The 19,267-nt window shown below is 37.7% G+C and carries 16 protein-coding genes and 1 pseudogene; 3 read left to right on the top strand and 14 right to left on the bottom strand.

Annotation, left to right across the window (positions count from 1 at the left end; all coding sequences use genetic code 11):
• Positions 1-108: 108 nt before the first annotated feature.
• The 3 genes and pseudogenes from ACESPU_RS07395 to ACESPU_RS07385 all read left to right on the top strand — a co-directional run.
• On the top strand, positions 109-1,026 hold the full coding sequence (locus ACESPU_RS07395) for a dihydrodipicolinate synthase family protein (protein WP_008773239.1): 918 nt from the start codon (positions 109-111) through the stop codon (positions 1,024-1,026).
• A 3-nt stretch (positions 1,027-1,029) separates the two neighbouring features.
• Complete coding sequence (locus ACESPU_RS07390; protein WP_122144419.1) at positions 1,030-2,232, top strand: AGE family epimerase/isomerase; 1,203 nt, start codon at positions 1,030-1,032, stop codon at positions 2,230-2,232.
• A gap of 103 nt (positions 2,233-2,335) precedes the next feature.
• A pseudogene (locus ACESPU_RS07385) lies at positions 2,336-2,479 on the top strand (MFS transporter); the annotation flags it as partial.
• Positions 2,480-2,534: 55 nt separating this feature from the next.
• Here ACESPU_RS07385 and ACESPU_RS07380 read toward each other — a convergent pair.
• The 14 genes from ACESPU_RS07380 to ACESPU_RS07315 form a co-directional block, all read right to left on the bottom strand.
• Entirely contained in the window at positions 2,535-3,830 is a 1,296-nt protein-coding gene (locus ACESPU_RS07380) for an HlyD family secretion protein (RefSeq protein WP_122144418.1), read from the bottom strand.
• Positions 3,831-3,851: 21 nt separating this feature from the next.
• The gene (locus ACESPU_RS07375; RefSeq protein ID WP_270215465.1) at positions 3,852-6,047 is read right to left on the bottom strand and encodes a peptidase domain-containing ABC transporter; all 2,196 of its coding nucleotides are present in this window, start codon (positions 6,045-6,047) and stop codon (positions 3,852-3,854) included.
• A 36-nt stretch (positions 6,048-6,083) separates the two neighbouring features.
• Positions 6,084-7,229 carry a 6-bladed beta-propeller gene (locus ACESPU_RS07370; RefSeq protein WP_057317666.1) on the bottom strand — a complete coding sequence of 382 codons (1,146 nt, stop codon included), beginning with the start codon at positions 7,227-7,229 and terminating at the stop codon, positions 6,084-6,086.
• Position 7,230: 1 nt separating this feature from the next.
• On the bottom strand, positions 7,231-8,424 hold the full coding sequence (locus tag ACESPU_RS07365) for a 6-bladed beta-propeller (RefSeq protein ID WP_158532672.1): 1,194 nt from the start codon (positions 8,422-8,424) through the stop codon (positions 7,231-7,233).
• Positions 8,425-8,552: 128 nt separating this feature from the next.
• Entirely contained in the window at positions 8,553-9,932 is a 1,380-nt protein-coding gene (locus tag ACESPU_RS07360; RefSeq protein ID WP_158532673.1) for a glycosyltransferase, read from the bottom strand.
• A gap of 25 nt (positions 9,933-9,957) precedes the next feature.
• Entirely contained in the window at positions 9,958-11,196 is a 1,239-nt protein-coding gene (locus tag ACESPU_RS07355) for a TIGR04157 family glycosyltransferase (protein ID WP_195205235.1), read from the bottom strand.
• 22 nt (positions 11,197-11,218) lie between these two features.
• Positions 11,219-12,076 carry a lanthionine synthetase LanC family protein gene (locus ACESPU_RS07350; protein WP_122378770.1) on the bottom strand — a complete coding sequence of 286 codons (858 nt, stop codon included), beginning with the start codon at positions 12,074-12,076 and terminating at the stop codon, positions 11,219-11,221.
• Between the two features lie 8 nt (positions 12,077-12,084).
• Positions 12,085-13,260, bottom strand: coding sequence for a 6-bladed beta-propeller (locus ACESPU_RS07345; protein WP_158532675.1), 1,176 nt, complete (start codon positions 13,258-13,260; stop codon positions 12,085-12,087).
• A gap of 18 nt (positions 13,261-13,278) precedes the next feature.
• On the bottom strand, positions 13,279-14,439 hold the full coding sequence (locus ACESPU_RS07340) for a TIGR04150 pseudo-rSAM protein (protein ID WP_195205236.1): 1,161 nt from the start codon (positions 14,437-14,439) through the stop codon (positions 13,279-13,281).
• Positions 14,440-14,444: 5 nt separating this feature from the next.
• Complete coding sequence (locus tag ACESPU_RS07335; protein WP_229033054.1) at positions 14,445-15,884, bottom strand: radical SAM peptide maturase; 1,440 nt, start codon at positions 15,882-15,884, stop codon at positions 14,445-14,447.
• A gap of 62 nt (positions 15,885-15,946) precedes the next feature.
• Positions 15,947-16,114 (bottom strand): TIGR04149 family rSAM-modified RiPP, encoded by a 168-nt coding sequence (locus ACESPU_RS07330; protein ID WP_122379014.1) that lies wholly within the window; start codon positions 16,112-16,114, stop codon positions 15,947-15,949.
• 74 nt (positions 16,115-16,188) lie between these two features.
• Positions 16,189-16,944, bottom strand: a complete 756-nt coding sequence (locus tag ACESPU_RS07325) for a response regulator transcription factor (protein ID WP_192922584.1) — start codon at positions 16,942-16,944, stop codon at positions 16,189-16,191.
• A gap of 13 nt (positions 16,945-16,957) precedes the next feature.
• A complete protein-coding gene (locus ACESPU_RS07320) occupies positions 16,958-18,610 on the bottom strand; it encodes a glycosyltransferase (RefSeq protein WP_373133235.1) in 1,653 nt (550 codons plus the stop codon).
• Between the two features lie 199 nt (positions 18,611-18,809).
• The gene (locus ACESPU_RS07315; protein ID WP_008773255.1) at positions 18,810-19,175 is read right to left on the bottom strand and encodes a DUF3244 domain-containing protein; all 366 of its coding nucleotides are present in this window, start codon (positions 19,173-19,175) and stop codon (positions 18,810-18,812) included.
• Between the last annotated feature and the right edge of the window lie 92 nt (positions 19,176-19,267).

Here is a 19,267-nt window from a genome sequence, read left to right as displayed (position 1 = left end):
TAATTATTTCATTTTCTTGATAAAATATTGGTTTATTATTAAAATATTTTATTTATATTTGCATCGTAATTAAAATCAGAGGTTAAAACTCATAAAAATAACGCAGGTATGGATAAAATTAAAGGACTGATCGATGCTCCCTTCACTCCGTTCCATGAGAACGGGGAAGTTAATTACGAGCCAATTGAAGCTTATGCGAAACTTCTTGTGAAAAACGGACTGAAAGGCGTGTTCATCAATGGTTCTTCCGGAGAAGGTTATATGCTGACAGAGGAAGAACGCATGAAATTGGCCGAGAAATGGATGGAAGCAGCTCCGGAAGGCTTTAAGGTAATTGTGCACGTAGGTAGCACATGCGTTAAGTCTAGTCGTAATTTAGCGGAACATGCTCAAAAGATCGGCGCTTGGGGTATTGGCGCTATGGCTACCCCTTTCCCTCGTATCGGTCGAATTGAGGAATTGGTAAAGTACTGCGAGGAGATCGCTTGCGGCGCTCCTGCCTTACCGTTTTACTACTATCATATCCCTGCGTTTAACAACGCTTTCCTCCCTATGCTGGATTTCTTAAAAGCAGTAGACGGGCGTATCCCTAATTTCGCCGGTATCAAATATACATACGAGAGCTTATACGAATACAATCAATGTCGTTTATACAAGGATGGTAAATTCGACATGTTGCACGGACAGGATGAAACGATTCTTCCTTGCCTTGCGATGGGTGGAGCGCAAGGAGGTATCGGTGGTACCACAAACTATAACGGAAAAGAATTAACCGGTATCCTAGAGGCTTGGGCAGCCGGTGACTTAGAGACAGCTCGCGAGAGACAAAACTTCTCTCAGGAGGTTATTAATGTTATCTGCAATTACCGTGGTAATATCGTCGGAGGAAAACGCATCATGAAATTGATCGGATTAGATCTCGGCAAGAACCGTACCCCGTTCCGGAATATGACGGACGAAGAAGAGGCCGCAATGAAAGCGGAATTAGAGGCTATCAATTTCTTTGAAAGATGTAATAAATTCTAAGGTATGGCAGCGTTTGACAACTTATCTAATCCATCGGAATATCTAGCTTATTGGGGCAAGACCTATCGGAATGAGCTTCTTTCCAATATTCTTCCTTTTTGGATGAAATACGGACTGGACAAAGAGAACGGCGGTTACTTTACTTGCATAGACCGGGATGGTACTCTGATGGACTCCACTAAATCCGTTTGGTTCCAAGGACGATTCGCCTTTATCTTGGCATATGCCTATAATCACATTGAGAAGAACGAAGAATGGCTGAGAGCCTGTAAAAACGGTATCGATTTCATCGAGAAACATTGTTTTGATACGGACGGACGTATGTTCTTCGAGGTGACAGCGGCAGGCATCCCTGTACGTAAACGCCGTTACGTATTCTCCGAGACTTTCGCGGCGATCGCCATGGCCCACTATGCATTGGCATCAGGCGACAAAGGCTATGCCGAGAAGGCCGTGAACTTATTCAAGCAAGTATTGCACTATAAGAATACCCCGGGATTATTGGAGCCTAAATTTCGTGAAGGTCTCGTGGCGAAAGGCCACTCTTTCTGCATGATACTGATCGATACGGCGGCACGCATCCGTGAGGCCATAAACGATCCCATACTTACACAACAAATCGATGATTCCATAGCCGAGTTACGCCGTGATTTCATGCATCCCGAATTCAAGGCTATCTTGGAGACAGTAGGACCCAACGGTGAGTTTATCGACTCTATCGCCGGGCGTACCATCAATCCCGGCCACTCCATCGAGACCGCATGGTTTATCTTGGAAGAGGCCAAATACCGAGGATGGGACCCCCAACTGAAAGAGATGGGTTTACAAATCCTCAACTGGTCTTGGGACTGGGGCTGGGATAAGACGTACGGCGGAATCAACTATTTCAAGGATTGCAAAAACTTCCCTCCCCAAGAGTATTGGCACGACATGAAGTTTTGGTGGCCACAATGCGAGGCGGTTATCGCTACGCTTTACGCCTACCAAGCGACTGGCGACGCCAAATATCTCGAAATGCACAAACTAATAAACGATTACACATTTAATCATCTCCCCGACAAAGAATATGGGGAATGGTATGGCTACCTACACTTCGATGGTAGTGTCTCTCAATCTGCCAAAGGCAATCTATTCAAAGGTCCGTTCCACATTCCTAGAATGCTTCTCAAATGTAGTTTACTCTGCGACGAAATTCTTTCTAAATAACTTTATCTAAAATACTGAAAATTGGTCAATTGACATCAGGGGTCACAACCGTGGCTCCTGATGTTTCTAAGGCTTTGTTTTCCTTTTTATTTTCCTCAATCAAATGAAAAATAAGAAATTATATCCTTGGATCGTAGTCGGTTTACTATGGGTTGTCGCCTTACTGAACTATATGGATCGCCAGATGCTATCAACCATGAAATCAGCTATGATGGTGGATATCGTGGAACTAGAGTCTGCGGCGAACTCTGTCACTCGTGACATCTGTGATAAACGCATAGGAAAGAAAGGATAATATTACACTAAAATCCTTCTTTCACGATCCGTTTGATCGGGAGGAAGAATCGTTCGATCAGGCGTAATTCTTCCGTTACGATCTCCGCGGAGGCTTGCGTCTCGGGCGAGACGGGCAGGTCGATACCGTAATTGGTTCTCAGACCCTCTGGAAAATCGATATCCGCCGTATAGTACTCGTCGGTGGGGACCAATGAGATATTCGATACCACGCCATTTACCACTCCAAACTCCTGATCCGGGAAATTGGAGAAACGGACGATCGCCCGCTGGCCTCTCCGGACTTTTCCCGAGCGTGCTATCGGTATGCGCACCTTCCCCACCAGCCGGCCCTCGCCTTGCGGCACGACGGTGAAAGCCACCTCTCCGGATGGGATATACTGGTTCTCATTCCAGTACTTAGTGAAAGTTACGACACCCCCTACCGGGGCGATGAGGCAATAACGTAACCTCCACTCGTTCATGCTGTTCAGCAATTGTTCCCGGGCGGTCTGTAATTCCTGCCGTAGCGTAAATTCTTTCTCGCTCCGCTCCAGCGTCAGATCCAGCAAGGATTGCTCTTGCTCCCCGATCTGTATCCGGAGATTCTCGGCCGAGGCTGCCGCCCCTTCCAGCGAATAACGGCTTTGCAGCAGGGAAGCCCGTGCGGTCTCATGCTCGTAGGAGGAAATCACGGACCGGCTATACAATAATGAATCCCGGGCGTATTGCCGCCTTGTCAAGGCGAATTGCTCCGAGAGGGTCTTCCGCTGCCGTTCGGTCTCGTTATAGTAAGCCTTATACAACGCTATCTGTTTGCGGATGGAGGTCATTTTTTGCGGATAATAATCGATCTCCCTGTAATTGACGCAGGCATGGAGCGCCGAGAGTAGTCCCGAGTAAGCCGCTTGCATATCACCCAGCGATAGCTCCTTGTACTTTGATAATGCCTTGTCCAAGCTATCCACGTCGCTTCCGGATCGTTCCAACGCCTTATCCAGATAGATGGCATCGTCCGTGTCGGCGTGATTCTCTATGACCGCCAGCCAATCCCCCTGCCTTACCGGGCGATTATCCCTGACGAGCAGCTCCTGTATCTTTCCCGCCGCCCGTGTCACTACCGCCGTCGCGGGATGTTGCCCCGTCAATGTCATGTCTGCCGTGATCACGTCAGGATATTTGAAGAAACAGCTTCCCACCAGCAATGTCACGACCACGAGGAATAACAGCGTTATCCCCCACCGTACGATCCAGGCCGGCACTTGCCCCATCACCTCCTGTACCTCCTCGCTCCTCAGTTCTATGTCCTTATTTCTCTTCTCCAACTAATTTTCAATTTTCAATTCTCAATTCCCAAGCTCCAACTGATTCTTCACCAACTTATAATAAGTCCCCCGCAAGGCCGTGAGTTCCTGATGCGTCCCTTCCTCCACGATGCGTCCCTTGTCCAGCACCACGATCTTGTCCGCGTCACGTACCGTGCTTAGTCGATGCGCCACGACCACCACCGTCCGTCCTTTGTAGAAGGCGTGCAACTGCTCCATGATCTCCCGCTCGTTGTTTGCGTCCAAGGCGTTCGTGGCCTCGTCCAGGAAGATGAAGTCGGGATTCTTGTACACCGCCCGGGCGATCAGGATCCGTTGCCTCTGCCCTTGGCTTACTCCATTGCCCTCCATGCCGATCTTCGTATTATAGCCCAGCGGGAGCGAATCGATGAAATCCCGGATATTCGCCACCGTCACGGCATGAAGCAGGCGTTCCTTGTCCACCACCTCTTCGCCGGGGGCGATGTTGTTGGCGATCGTATCCGAGAAGATAAAACCATCCTGCATAACCGAACCGGTCTTGCTACGCCATACGTGCGGGTTTAGGTTCCTGAGGGAGGTATCGCCGATCCTCACGTCCCCCTTGTTGGGGTTGTAAAAACCGAGCAGAAGTTTTACTATAGTTGTCTTCCCGCTCCCGCTGGCCCCTACGATGGCGGTCACCCTGTTATGGGGTATCGTCAGGTTGATATCCTCCAGCACGTAATCCCTGTCCGCCCCGTCATAGCTGAAGCTGAGATTTTCCAGCCGCAGCGTCCTGTCATCGGGGAGAACATTCAGCCTTATCCCGCCTGCCTGTTCCTCGTCCTCCTTCCCGTGTATCTCGCCGAGCCGCTCCAGACTGATCTTCGCATCCTGCAAGGACCGTGAGAAATCGATCAATTGCTCGATAGGCGAAGAGAGCTGCCCCACGATGTAGGTCACCGACATCATCATACCCAGCGTCATATCCCCTTGCACGACGGCCCGTGCGGCGATGAAGGAGATGAGTATGTTCGTGGTCTGGTTGAAAAAGACCGCCCCGAGTTGCTGATATTGTTGTAACGCCAATCCCTTGATCCCTATCTTGAAAAGTTTTACCTGTATCCGTTCCCATTTCCAGCGCATCTTGGTCTCGCAATTATTGAGCTTGATCTCCTGCATTCCGGTGATAAGCTGGAATAGGTTGCTCTGCTCCCCGGCCGCCTGCGAGAAACGCTTTACGTCCAGCTCCCTCCTCCATCTCATGAAGGCGAGTACCCACGCCACGTATAACCCGTTACCTACCAAGAAGAGTCCCAGTATCGTCCAGTCGTAATAGGCCAGTACGAACCCGAACACGATGAAGTTAACGAAAGAGAAGAGCGTATTGATGGATGTCCCCGTCATGAAAGCCTCGACGCGGTCATGGTCTCCGATGCGCTGCATGATATCGCCCACCATCTTGGTATCGAAGAAATGCAGGGGCAGGCGCATCAGCTTGGCGAGGAAATCGGAGATCAAGGCGATATTGATCCTCGTGTTTACGTGCAGCAATATCCAGCTCCGTATGAAGTCCACGGATAGCTTGGCGATAAAGATCACCAATTGCGATATAAGGATCAAGGTTATGAAACCTAGGTTGTTGTCCCGTATACCGGTATCTACCAAGCTCTGCGTGAGGAAAGGCAGGATGAGTTGCAGTACGCTGGCTGTCACCATGCCCAGCACGAGCTGTGCCATCTCCCTTCTGTAGGGCGATATATATCGGAAAAAGAATCCGAGGTTACGTTTCCTGTCTCTCTCCTCGTCCTCCATCCCGTAGAACTCCGGCCCCGGTTCCAGCAAGAGCGCCGTCCCGGTATCCTGCCCGTCCACCTTGGTACTGACCCAGCACCGCTTGAACTCCTCCCTCGTATAGGTGATAAGTCCCGCCGCCGGGTCCGCTATGTAGAACTTCCCTTTCTTTATCTTGTAGCAAACCACGAAATGCCATTGGTTCCAGTGCAGTATGCAGGGTAGGGGACATTCCTTTTCCAATTCCTCCACCGTGATCCGCACGCCCTGTGTTCGGAACCCGATCGCTTCCGCCGCCTCGCTGATACCCAGCATGGAGACTCCTTCCCGGGTGATGAAGGCTTTCTCCCGTAAGTTCTGGATCGAGTACACACGGCCATAGAACTTGGCGATCATACGGAGGCAGCTAGGACCACAGTCCATAGAATCCAATTGCTGATAATGTGGAAACGATCTTAGCATAAATTAAAACATTAGGATATAGACATGATTTAGTTCTTATTTCTTATACTTGATCAGCATTATGACGGGATTGGAATCCTCATTTAATTTCGCTGCGATTTCGTTTAGCCTGCCTTTGAGCTTCCCTTCTTTATAAGCCTCAATCAATTCAGGCGCATCAAAGGGATACCAGTTCGCAATATCTTGATTAATAGATGAAATCCAATAGATCGGTCTTTGATATAAAAAATCAGTATTATATATTTGATATTTGAATATAGAATCTTCCTGTTTGTCGTATACCAACCTACTCACCGGTATTTTTCTCGTTTTAATATCGAGTTTTTTTTCTACGGTTCTCATAAAATAATAACGGCTTGTCACCCCCTCTACAAAAAGAAATATTTCTGTATCCATGGAATATATAGAGGGTGTCCTCACGATAAAAGGCTTAATATGACCGTTTGGCGAATAGGAATATAGGGTATCGGATGAGAGATTCATAAGTATCCAATTATCGGAAGTGGCGGTTGTAGCAAAAAAAGTAGGAATTACTTTTTGATCATTATCTCCGAATATAACCAGTGTTTTCTGTTCTTTAGAAGGAATTGTAATTTTCTGGATAATACTTCCGTCATACTTTGAGATAATCAAATGATAAGGCTGTTGGTCTGCCACCATTCCATAGCCTTTGTTATCATAAGTGATCAGATTATCCTTGTCATAATTAAAAACCTTAAGGTAGTCACTCTCGGGGTCTAGGAAATTAAAGCTTCTTTTAAAGTCCCCGTTTAAATCATATACTGATATTTTCCCTGTATGTGTAACAAATAGCTCATTGTTTTCCTCATCTAGTGTAATTCCTGCAATCCCCGGATATTCCTCGACACCTTGTCCTAAACGGTTTATTTTCCGTATAGCTTTCCCCGTTTTCCGGTCAAAAATGAATATGTTCCCGTCGTTTGTGTTGTTTTTTACTATTATAAATTTTTCGCCGATATCCATGACATTACCATGTGTGATAAATTCGTCAGTTGTTTCCAGCGCAATATATTCTACATCCATAATATCCTGAAGGATTAGCTCCTTTTCTGGGTAATCTTTGCTAACATTGATCGTGACAAGCTCGTCTGTCGATTGCTTATCTTTTCCACATCCCGCTAAGGCAAAGAGGAGGACTGCTGAAATTAAATTTACTTTCATGCTAGTATTTATTTTTCTTGTGTTTTATCAGCATAATCACCGGATTGGACTCTTCATCCAATTTAGCCGCAATCTCTTTCAGTTTGCCCTTCAGTACTCCTCTCCCGTAAGCCTCGGCAAGTTCGTGGGCTTGCAATGACTGTCCGATTACGAATTCCGGATCTAAAGGTCTCGACGTCATATCCACTTCTCTTTTGCTGGTATAATCACCATTGTATATTTTAGGTATGAATAAAGAATTTTCCAGTCTATCGTACATCAAACCGGAAATTGGAAACCCTCTCCCTGTTTCAAAATTAAATTCCGCTTTCAACAGGCTCATGAAATAATAACGGTCGGTAAAAACGGTTGGTATAAGAAATACTTCAGGAGGATCCATGGAGTGTATGGAGGGGGTTCTTACGATAAGGGGGATTGTCGTATTAGCATCCGGCAAATAGTGGTATATGGTATCGGATGATGTCTCCATAAGTACCCAATTGGTATGATCTGGAACTATTTGATACATGGCGGTTGGAACTGGAGCGGCCCAGTTCTCCCAGTTTTCCCCGTCTCTTGCGACCGGGCTTTTAACTTCATCAAAAGGAATTGATATTTTCCGGGTGATACTTCCATCCTGTTTGGAAAAGATTAAATAATATGGAGGTATGGCGTTTGACGGGTTTTCCAGACTATTATCCGGTACATAAGAGATCAAATTTTCCCGGTCGTAATTAAATGTATTTACATGAGATTCCGTACCTGCGGCTTTGAAACTCCTTTTAAAATTTCCGTCTAGATCATATACTGAGATTTTACTTCCGGTATAGGCTATGACAAATATTTCCTTGTTTGCTTCATCCAGAACAATCTCCGTAATACCTATATATTCCTCGCCACCTTGCCCTTTCCTGTTTATCTTCTTCAAGGCTTTGCCGGTTTTTCTGTCAAAAACAAACAAATTCCCGTCGTTGGCCCAGTTGGTTATTAATATAACTTCTGCACCAATGGCCATTACTTTGCCTTGGGTAACAAACTCATCATTTGTTTCCAACGGGATGTATTCCACATCCATGAAATCCTGTAGTGTCAATTCCTTTTCAGGATAATTCTTTGTAACATCAACTGTGATGAGTTCATTTGTTGATTGTTTATCTTTTCCACATCCCGCTAACGCAAAGAGAAGGATCGCTGAAATTGTGATTATCCATTTCATTATTCTTACGATTTAAGGTTAAACACTTAGGGCGATACATTCGCTCAATCATGCCTAATTACAAAAATAGGTTATTTTTTCTCGTGATCTCTTCTTTTTGCTCAAAACTTATAGCGATGAATGGAATTCTATCCATTATTTACATAATTTCGGCACAGTCTTAGCAATGGATGTTGTTCACCCTCGCTATCTTGTGGGTCACTTATCGAAAGATCGAATAGTTCGCTTATTTCCGGGTCGTTAATTCCCGGATCATCCTTTTCGGACTCCAGATGCCAGCTGACCCATGTTTGTCCTTCCAACTTATCCAGATCATTCTCTAGCTCATAATGCAATGTGGGAAGGTGGAAAACGACTATAGTCGCCTGTTGGAAATATTTCCTGTCGGTGGTTATCACCCAATCAACGGGTACATCCTCTATTTTCAACTGTAGATCTTCCCCATTTATCGTGTTGAATACGAGCATCACTTTTTTACCAGCCTTTATTTGGCAATCTACGCCTGCTACCCAATCAGACACACGCCAATCCGTATATTCTTTCAGCCCGGCTTCTGCCTTGTAGTAATAATTTCTGCATCTTTGTATAGATTCCGGAATCATTTGCCCGCAATCCCTCCAAAATCGATCCAGATAATGTTTGTGTACTATGTATGAGGAATCTTTTATGTTGGGAAGTAGTGTGAAGGCCATGGAATAAAGCCTGAGGATGTTTACATACCACCAGCTTCTCAAGTCAACGCTCGTCTTAGAGGAAACAAATTGATCAGAGAATTTAATCAATCCCTCAGTAACTTGAAATAATGATTTCAGCCTTCGGGCTAGGCTTGTCGTATGCATGACCGATTCTTCGTTCTGGCGGTAATAATAAAACTCAATGTTGGTGATAACCATCCTCTCCGCTTGGCAAAGGACGATGGGACACCATAATTCATCCTCATGCATGATGCCTTCCTCAAAACGAGCCTGTATTTTATGCAGATATTTCCTATTGTATATGTATCTGACGGGTGTAGGCAAATAGAAACACGTTTTGACTAATTCTATGAAACCTTCTTTACCGGAAAGCAATTCTTTTATAGATCCGTTGGAAATACATTTAAAAGGTTTATCCATACTTCCGTCTTGATGGCATAGCCACATATTTCCCATCACGACATCGGCATGATATTTCACGGCCTCATCATATAAAAGAGATAATGATTCATCTTTAATCCAGTCATCACTATCCAAAAAAGCGATGTACTTTCCCGTGGCAATATCCAAACCAACGTTGCGGGCTGCGGATGCTCCCCCGTTCTCTTGATGAATCACTTTGATACGCTCCTCTTTTTTAGCGTATTCATCAGCAATTTCCCCTGACAAATCAGTCGAGCCGTCATTAACCAAGATAATCTCCATGCGTAGATCACCTTGGTTCATCAACGAGTCGATACAAACCGTCAAATATTTTTCTACGTTATATATCGGGATAATGATCGATATGTCGATTTGATTGAGCGTATTCATATAATAGTATCAAGCTAGTTGTTTATTACTTACATTCTTGGAATAAGGATTTATAAAATGCGATCATGTTTTTCCCGAATACTTCCGAGGAATATTTCTCCAAATACCGTTTACGACCGTTCTTCCCGAGTCGTTTCGCTTCTTTCGGGTTCTGTAATAGGTAGATGATCTTCTGTGCTAACAAAGAGGTGTCGATCTCTACATTATTAGGAGATACTATTAATGGTACTTTCAATCCGCAAGATTCGTCTACTACCTCGTTCAATCCTGATGTGGCGGTTGCGACGATGGGTAATTCATGCATCATCATTTCGACAGGTACATAACCAAAAGGCTCGAATAGGGAAGGTACGACACCGACATTGGCTATTTGGTATAATTCATATAGATCTGTTCTTTCTAAGAGCCCAGTGAATGTGATTCTTGTACAAATATTCTTAGCTTCTTGAAAAAAGGTATCATAATCACCATTCCCAACTATTATCAGATGGCAATTAAGATCTGTTTTTAATACCTCATAAAAAGCCCTTATTAAATAACGTATTCCTTTTACTTGATCAATTCTACCTACAAAGAGGACTACTTTTTCTTTACTTTGTAAATGCCATTTTTTGCGTAAAGAATTGTTTTTTATTGATATGTTTTTAATGTTGCTTAATCCATTTTGAATTACGGATATTTTTGATGGTTTTATTTTGTAATATTGACATAATATATTTTGCATATAATTTGATAAACAAATAGTATGATCCGTTACTAAATAGTCTTTCTTTTCTTCTTCAATTGTTTTTTTGAAATTTAGAGCAAAATTATCTGTGTTATTTTTGTTTAATAGGTGTTCTAATTGGTACTTGTTGTCAAAAATAATAAATCCCCATTCGGAAAAATGTGCAACTGAAATTATTTTGCAATTAAACATTTTTTTTAATTCAATTGCAAGGCTTGTACATTGATGATAATTTATGTGAAATATCAATTCTTTTTCATTTGTTATATGTATTTTTAGCAAGTAAACTATATTTTTGAAATATAATTCCCTTTGCTTCTGATTGTCTAATGTTCTCAATTCTAATATTGGATTTGGAAAATACCAGTAATTTATTCCATCGATATTATCTATTTGTATTTGTGGTTTATCTGACATTAAATTTATTATAGAAATATGAATGTCGCTATCTTTTAAGGCAATGACTAATTCTCTAATATAGGTTCCTATACCAAAAATAGCTCCTCTACGGGTTTCGTTAAATATGTATAAATTCATAAATGATATTTTTATTAGTAGTTTATAATAATTGCATCCATCTGGTATTTAATGAATTTAATGTTGTTAATTGCAACAATCCTTTACCTGCAAAACCGTCAAGAATACCCATTGATTTTGGTGATATTTCTGTATCTAAATAAAAGTTGTTATTGATATTGTCATTATGCTGTGGATTTGTGAAATAGTTATAATATTTAATTATTCGTGCTTTGTTGCCTATTATATGATTTTTTAGATGAGGAAAGTATCTATTAATATGTTTTGATGAGAATAGATCCCATTTGTAACATTGCTTTAAAATGTCGGTACAATTACTAAAGCTTGATGTTTTTTGTAAATCATGTAAAAAACAGTATATATCTGTTTGTTCATCTGGAGAAATATTGGATAAATTGTCTTTGATTTTTATTATTATATGCGTTAAGCACTCTTTTGCGTATTTAGAGGGTGATTGATAACCTAATCGCATAATCCAATATCTTCCATACCCAGTCAATCCATCATACATATTGAAAGATTGCCAAGGATCATACATGACTGCTCTATACATTCTTTCATCAATATCTTCATAAATATCATCCTCTGAAGTCAAAAAATTATTTTGAATTAGATAATCAATTCCTACACCTATACCAGCTATTCCATTTTCGTAATTAGCAAGACTATTAGAATGAATTTGATTTTGTATTTCATAAATTATATCCATAGCATAATCTGCAAATAACATGTTTTTTGTGTATTGTGAATAATGGAAAAAAAATATAGCAATCCCTGTTTTTCCATGTATTAATCCGGGAGATTCTGTTAATGTTCCATTGAGTATAAGTATATCTGATGTTTTCTGTAAATCGTATTCTATTTCTGTTTTTGATGTCATTGTTTAAATTATTTTTTATGTTTTAATAACATGATTACTGGATTTGAATCTTCTTCTAAATTTGCAGCTATTTCTTTTAATTTACCTTTTAATTTACCTTTATTATAAGACTCAATTAGTTGTTCAGTATTTAAAGATTGCCAAGTTAATATGTCGCAATTTACAGGGATTGAGTTCATATATACTTGTTTTTTGTCTGAGAAATCTTTATTATATACAATGCATTTAAACAAAGAATTATCTTGTTTGTCATATACTATATTAGTGCGAGGAAAGCCTTTTTGTAATCCAAAATCATATTTTTTTTCTACAATTTCCATAAAGCAGTAGCGATCAGTGACACTGCTTATGAAAAGAAATGTTTCCGGATTCATAGATTCAATAGATGGTTTTCTTATGATAAATGGTTTTAATTGTAAATCAGAAGAAAATGTGAATAATGTATCTGATGAAGGTTCTATAAGTATCCAATTATTGTGAATAGGAATTATTGGATAGTCAGAAGATGGGGTAGCTCCATATGTCATTCCATTTTTTGGGTCTTGTAAAAGTACAGCAGTTAGTATTTTTTTATTAAATGGAATTCTAATTTCTTTAGTAATATTTCCATTGGATTTTGATATAAGCATAAAAGATTGTTCATTTGCTTCTCCATTATTACTAGAATATCCATCGTGACATAATAAATTATCTTGGTCAAAATTATATATTTTATCATACATAGTACCTTCTTTATGTTTAAAACTTCGTTTGAAATTCCCTTCTAAATCATAAACCAATATTTTTCTGCTAAGATTGTCATTAATAAACATCTCATTATTATCTTCATCTAATGTGATTCCTAAAATAAAAGTATACTCTTCACCCCCTTGTCCTAAGTGGTTTATTTTTTTTAATGCTTTACCTTTTCTGTTGAAAATAAAAATATCTCCATCTCTGTTGTAATTTCTTACCAATATGATATTTTTACCAATATTTTGTACAAAACCTTGGCATATAAAAGTTTCATTTGTTTCTAAAGCTATATATTCTACATCCATAATATCTTGTAGGATTAGCTCTTTTAAGGGATAATTATCTGTAATATCTATTGTTATAAAATCATTATCTGATTGTTCTTTTTCTTTTATACATCCAGATATGATAAATAAAAATAATCCTAAAAATATATAAGAATATCTCATGATTGAATTTTTTGAATGTTAGTTGCAATTCGTATTTATATGACACAAATTCATACGTCCAATTTCTATTTCATAATTTGATGGTGGTGGGCAAAGCCATTGATAAATGCAGGTATTACATGGAATTTTATTGCGAATATTAAACCAAGAAATACCTTCTTCTACTTCTTTTTGTACTATTTCAGAAATACTGTGTGTGTATATATTACCTAATACTGGATGATTTAAATTGGCAAAAGCATCACCATTTGGTAAAATACTAATTTTTCCAAATTCGTAAATATTTATAGATTGATTAGCAAAAAAATCTTTTATAGACATAGTAGTTGATAAAATATCATCTTCCGTAAGAAAAACATATTCTTTGAAGAAATCAATATTACCTCCTGTATATATTGGTTTGAAGATATATTTTTTGATTTGGAATTGATCAATAAGTCTTTCTGCCATTTCATAATCTTCTAAAGATGATATATTTAATATATACTCAAATGAGAAATTCTTGTTGGATAATATTTGTATAGAATTATCCCATTCTTTCGTATTTATTGGGAAATTTACTGTTATTTTGTAATATAAATTATCTGTATTTGATAAGTTTAATAATGTAATATTTGAATATGAGCATACAATATTTATAGATGAATTGTGTTTTTCTAAAAAAGAAGAAAAGTATTGATTATCATCTATTTCATTATTGTTACTGATAATATTAATGATTACATTTTCTGGTAATGTTTGTAAAAAAGAAACAAGATCTACAGCTTTACTTGTTTGATCTATATAAATACTAATCTCAGATAGTTTTTCTAAGATACTTTTATAAGGTGAAAAATTGTGTATTTTGTATAATTCATTTTTGTAATTAAGGTTGTAATATGGTAATATCTGAATAGGTTTTCCTTTTGAAAAACTAATGTCAATAATATCTCCCATATACTTATTTCTCAGATCAGTGATGAAATCAAAAATATCAGAATTGTGATAAAGATCTCGTTTTAATAGAATAACTCCACAGTCTTTTTTTTGTAAAAAAGTATTTAGTAATTCAATTACTTTTGCTTTTTTGCTTATTAATATTTTTCCATCATATGTATTATATAGTAATGCGCAATTATTAGCAATATTGATAAATACATATGGTTCGATTGTAAACCAATAATCATTTTCTATGTCCATGAATGTTATAAAATTACTTCGTTTTCTATTATTTGATAAAAATCATTTGGATATTTTTCTAAGAAAGAAAAAATTCGATGTAATCTATTTGTAAATTCTTTTGAATTACAAAAATATTCACAAATAAATTCTTTGGAATCTACATTGTCTATACCTTTTATATGAAATAAACATGTATTGCAAAATTTATTTGAATAACAATGTTTGCAAACATTTTTGATATGGTCAAAATAAAATTTATATCGTTGTGTTATTTTTGGAATATCTAATATTACTTCTTTATTAATCTCTCCAATTGCATATTTATAGTTAACTCTTTCGCAGGGTAATAACTTATTATTAGTTGTCATCAATATTTTTTTACCTCCTGGTAGACAAGTGCTTGTCGGTAAATATTTTTCTACTCCATATAATAAAGATATTATATTTGATATATAAAAATTTAAAGAATTGTATTTTAAAAAATTAGTGAGTTCTTTATAGGTGGATAATTCTGTATGCATTATGTCTAAAAGATCTGTATTTTCATTTTTAAAAACATTTTCGCTTTCAAGTTTATTGTGAAATAATTTATTATAATCACTTTTTTTATCTGATTTTAAATCATCAAATGCTAATTCAGCTATACGTGGTATTTTTTTATATCTTCCATATATAAATTCATATATTTCTTTTACTGAGTTTCTGTTATGTAATACAGCATTAAATCTTATATGATTCTTAAAATATTCGGGATATTCCTTTTGAATCATGTCTATATTTTCAATTACTTTATGGAATGAATTTTTTTTGTTGTTTCGGTAATATCTATAGCTATGATTTTTTTCATTACCATCTAAGCTAATAAGTAATTCAAAGTTATACTTTACGAGTAATTTAACATATTTGTGAATTAATGTAGCATTTGTTGTCATGCTATATTCTACCTTTATTTCTTTTTTGTAATTTAAAGTGTTTACAATATTGATTATGTTCTCTATGAATTTTCCATTAAACAATGGCTCTCCTCCGTAAAAAGCAATAATTAAATTTTTTGTTTTACTTGTAGATTTGAGTTTAAAAATATATTTCAACATTTTTTCTGCATAATTGATGTCTATATTTTTTATATTTCTTTCATCAAAACCTTCGTATAGTTCTCCAAATGAACAATATAGACAATTTAAATTGCAAAAATCTGTTACTTCAAATGTGATTTGTGAGGTTTTAGTTATACTTTCTTTTATCATAGATTCGTTTAAAGAACCAAAGGTACTCGGTTTAGGTTCCGAAAAAAGACCATGTCTTTTTAAATATTCGTATTTTTTTAAGTAATATGTATCCGCTTCTGCTGGATTTTCATGAGCTTTTTTAAGATCAGGGTGGATCAGCATAGATAATCTAGATTTGTGATCATATATATAAGAGTTATTATTTTCTGTTGTGTAAATCAGTGTTTTAATCATGGCTGTAATGTTTAAAGTTTCATCGATAACCGATAATTTTAACGGTTATCGATGAAATTAGATTAGTATCCGTAATTATTTTGGTAACTACTACCTCCAGACCATGAACCATCGGAACCACATCCACAGGCCGTTCCACAACTACATCCACCTTTTAATGCATTCATTTCTCGACGCTCTAATTCTTCTTTTTTTAGCTGTTTTAATTTAAGCTTACCTAAATTTTTCATTTTCTTGATTTGTTAAGTTAGACGATACTATTATCGTTCGTAAAATTAATAGTGTTGTTTCATGTAAAAATAGCCTACTTAAGTCTATTTTTTGATATTTGTAATGCTTCCTGCATAGAGTGAACTTTTAGTTTGTTAAATAATGCTTTTATTTGATTTCTTATAGTATGTTGCCCTTTGCATAATTCATTTGCGATCTCTACAGTGTTTTTACATTGTTGAGCAAGCATAAGTATTGCTTTCTCACGTTCTGTAAGTATTTCTATTTTATCTTGTTTCCATCGTCTGGTAATGAAATTGTATTCTTCGTATGTTGATTTGTCTTTGTTATGTAAGAATAAATTTCCAGCCTTTTTATCTGTAGAGTTTTCTACAATACAAATAAGGTAACGTAAATTGTTATTTAGACAAATAGGTTTCATCCGTTGATATACCATTTGTGATAGGAAGTGTGATGAAAAAGAATATTTGCGAAGCAAACGAAGGGTACAAGAAAAATAATCTATTTCATTCCATTTATCTTTTCGGTCTAGGTATTGAGGAATGATCTTAAGTATGTTTGTCCATAAAGGCAAGTCATCAGGATGGATTATCTGTGTATAGAAATCATGGCCAAGCCTCATCGCTTCTTCCACAGAATGATCACATAAGAATAGATTATCGGGTTTGATATAGCAAAATTGCTTTTGAACTATATCCAATACGTAGAAGCTATCGGTGATAATAGAAGAGAATAGTTTACAGTATTGAATAAATACAGACTCTTGCTCATTAACGGTATCTGTTATTCTCCCAGCATATTCGGAAAAAAGATCTTCAAAGGTATTCATAATCATATTATTTTTAGGTTAATTCTTTAGTTTGCTCATGCCAACTGCCGAAGAAATAATGTATCGCAAATGATTTTTCAACTTTGCTCTCAATAGTCATAGATGTTTCCTCTTTCATGATTTTTCTTATATCTGAATGAGTTATAGGAGCGATGAGTTCTGCCGGAATTAACGTAATCCGTTCCTGATATTTACTATTATCATATATCCGAGTTGTTAGAAATGGGCCTGTGGTGTTAAGTATTAATTCTACTGAATCAGTGTATGTTCCGGCTTTTGTGTTATCATAAAAAACTGCATCGATCAACTCTTTGAAATAAGGATGCTCCGGAACTGTTGCCATAAAAGCATTTCCAACAATGTAAGGTACATGGATACGGACAGCGTGAGCTTCCGGTTCCAATCCCATGGCACATTCTGTATTACATAATATAGGGGTGATATTTTCCGTACATTCATAATCCATGTCTACATATAGACCACCAAACTTATAAAGTATTAAATACCGGATTGCGTCCCAGCGTTGTACATTATGTGAAAAAGCATTATAGGCCGGAATAAATTCCGGATAATAGGTTTTCAAAAATGTCTCAATATCATTTTTATTCCAAAACCGATACTCCCAATCGGGATTTAGCTCTTTCCATGATTGGGAGATCTCGACTAAAGAAGGAGGTGGTCCCGCTAAATCCTCATAGATCTGATGAATGATCTGTGGAATTTTAGGATGTATATGATTATTTCGGATTGCGGCGACAAAGTGCTCTTTTAAGTAAAAGTATTCTTTAGGCATATACAGTTCCTCGAAAGATGTATTATATTCTTTGGTTTGTGAATATAAATCGGCTTCTATGTCCGGACAGATGAAAGATGGATGAACAATATGGTCGATTTCCTCGTTTTTGATGTTGGTAAATGGATGATTTTTTATAGCATGGGGCATTTTGTCATAATATGCGATCTTTGTTATTAAATTTTTGTTTGGAATGATCGATAATCGATTATTGATAAGGTTCGTGTATGCGTATTTTACCTCCCAAAAATGTTCATTACTGTGATTTGCTATATTGAAGAGCCTGTTCCAGCGATATTGGAATGGAGCGTGAGAAGGTAAATTTGATAAGTAATCCAGTTGGTTAAAAAGATCGTACTTGTTTTCGTTAAGGCAGTGCTCTTGCCAAACTCGTCTCCAACCAGCCCATCCGGATACGTGGGTTAAGTTAGAATAATAGTAAGTTCCGTCTCCCCTGTTTTTACCGAATTGATAATTACTTCCGGATATATGTCCGATGCGTTCGTCATTTCTGAATTTTTTTAGTAATGTCGTACAAAAATCAAAGAATGAAAGAGAGGGTACACAGTCATCTTCTAGTATGATTCCTTCGGGCTCTTGCTCGAAGAACCAAGAAATCGAATGAAAACAGTGTTTGTCGTATCCTTGATTTTTTCCCTGATATAGTTTAAATACTTGGCATTCCCAATCAATGTGGGAAACAATGGACGTTGTTTCCTTACATATTTTACACTGTGTGTCATTAGTTGATCCATCTACTGCTATATATAGTCTTCTCGGTTTCACCTCTTTGATACGATCAAATACTTGCTTTATATTTGATCGATTAAAGGCTATAAGGAGAATCGCTATTTTGGGGTCGTAGATTATCATAATATGTATTAGTTCTTGATTAATGACAAACTTAGTATTTCTGTAAGGTTACACTTAGAGTTCCTAATAACATAATTCAATGCAAGCATCCAGGAAAAACGTATCATTGGGGGCACTGTACAGTGATTATCACAATAGTGATGGATCAACTATATAATACTGTTTAATCCTGAAGCTTGCATATGATAAAGAATAATACCTAATTATTTTGTATGATGAATTCTCCCATAAGCTGCCCTAGGCGATGTTCTAACACTACATAAAAGCATCCTGTGCCAGCCTGATCTAAAGAGATGGATACACATTCACCTGCTTCGCCGGAGACTACTTCGTTATATAGGATAGCTCCTTGTTCATTTACAACTTGAACAGTCAAATCATCTAGAGCATCGATAAAATGTATGCTCAATAGATTTCCGTCGATGGATACTGTTGGAGGAGCAGGAGTGACAGAGCGATAATAATCGTCATGCCATTTGCCTTTAGTTGGTACATTATCTCCATAAACAGACAGTGGCGAAAAGAGGCCAAATAGCATCAATAAGGTTAATAATTTTGTTTTCATAATATTTTGTTTTTCTTTTTGCAAAAGAAAAGCTTTATTCTCTAATAACAATGAACATGGATGAACAATTGGCATTTTCGTTTTTGTTCATT

The organism is Parabacteroides sp. 20_3 (genome assembly GCF_964238835.1).
GTDB classification, from domain to species: Bacteria; Bacteroidota; Bacteroidia; order Bacteroidales; family Tannerellaceae; genus Parabacteroides; species Parabacteroides distasonis.
The sequence above is the reverse complement of the archived record's forward strand: the minus strand, read 5'-3'. Positions and strand labels throughout refer to the sequence as shown.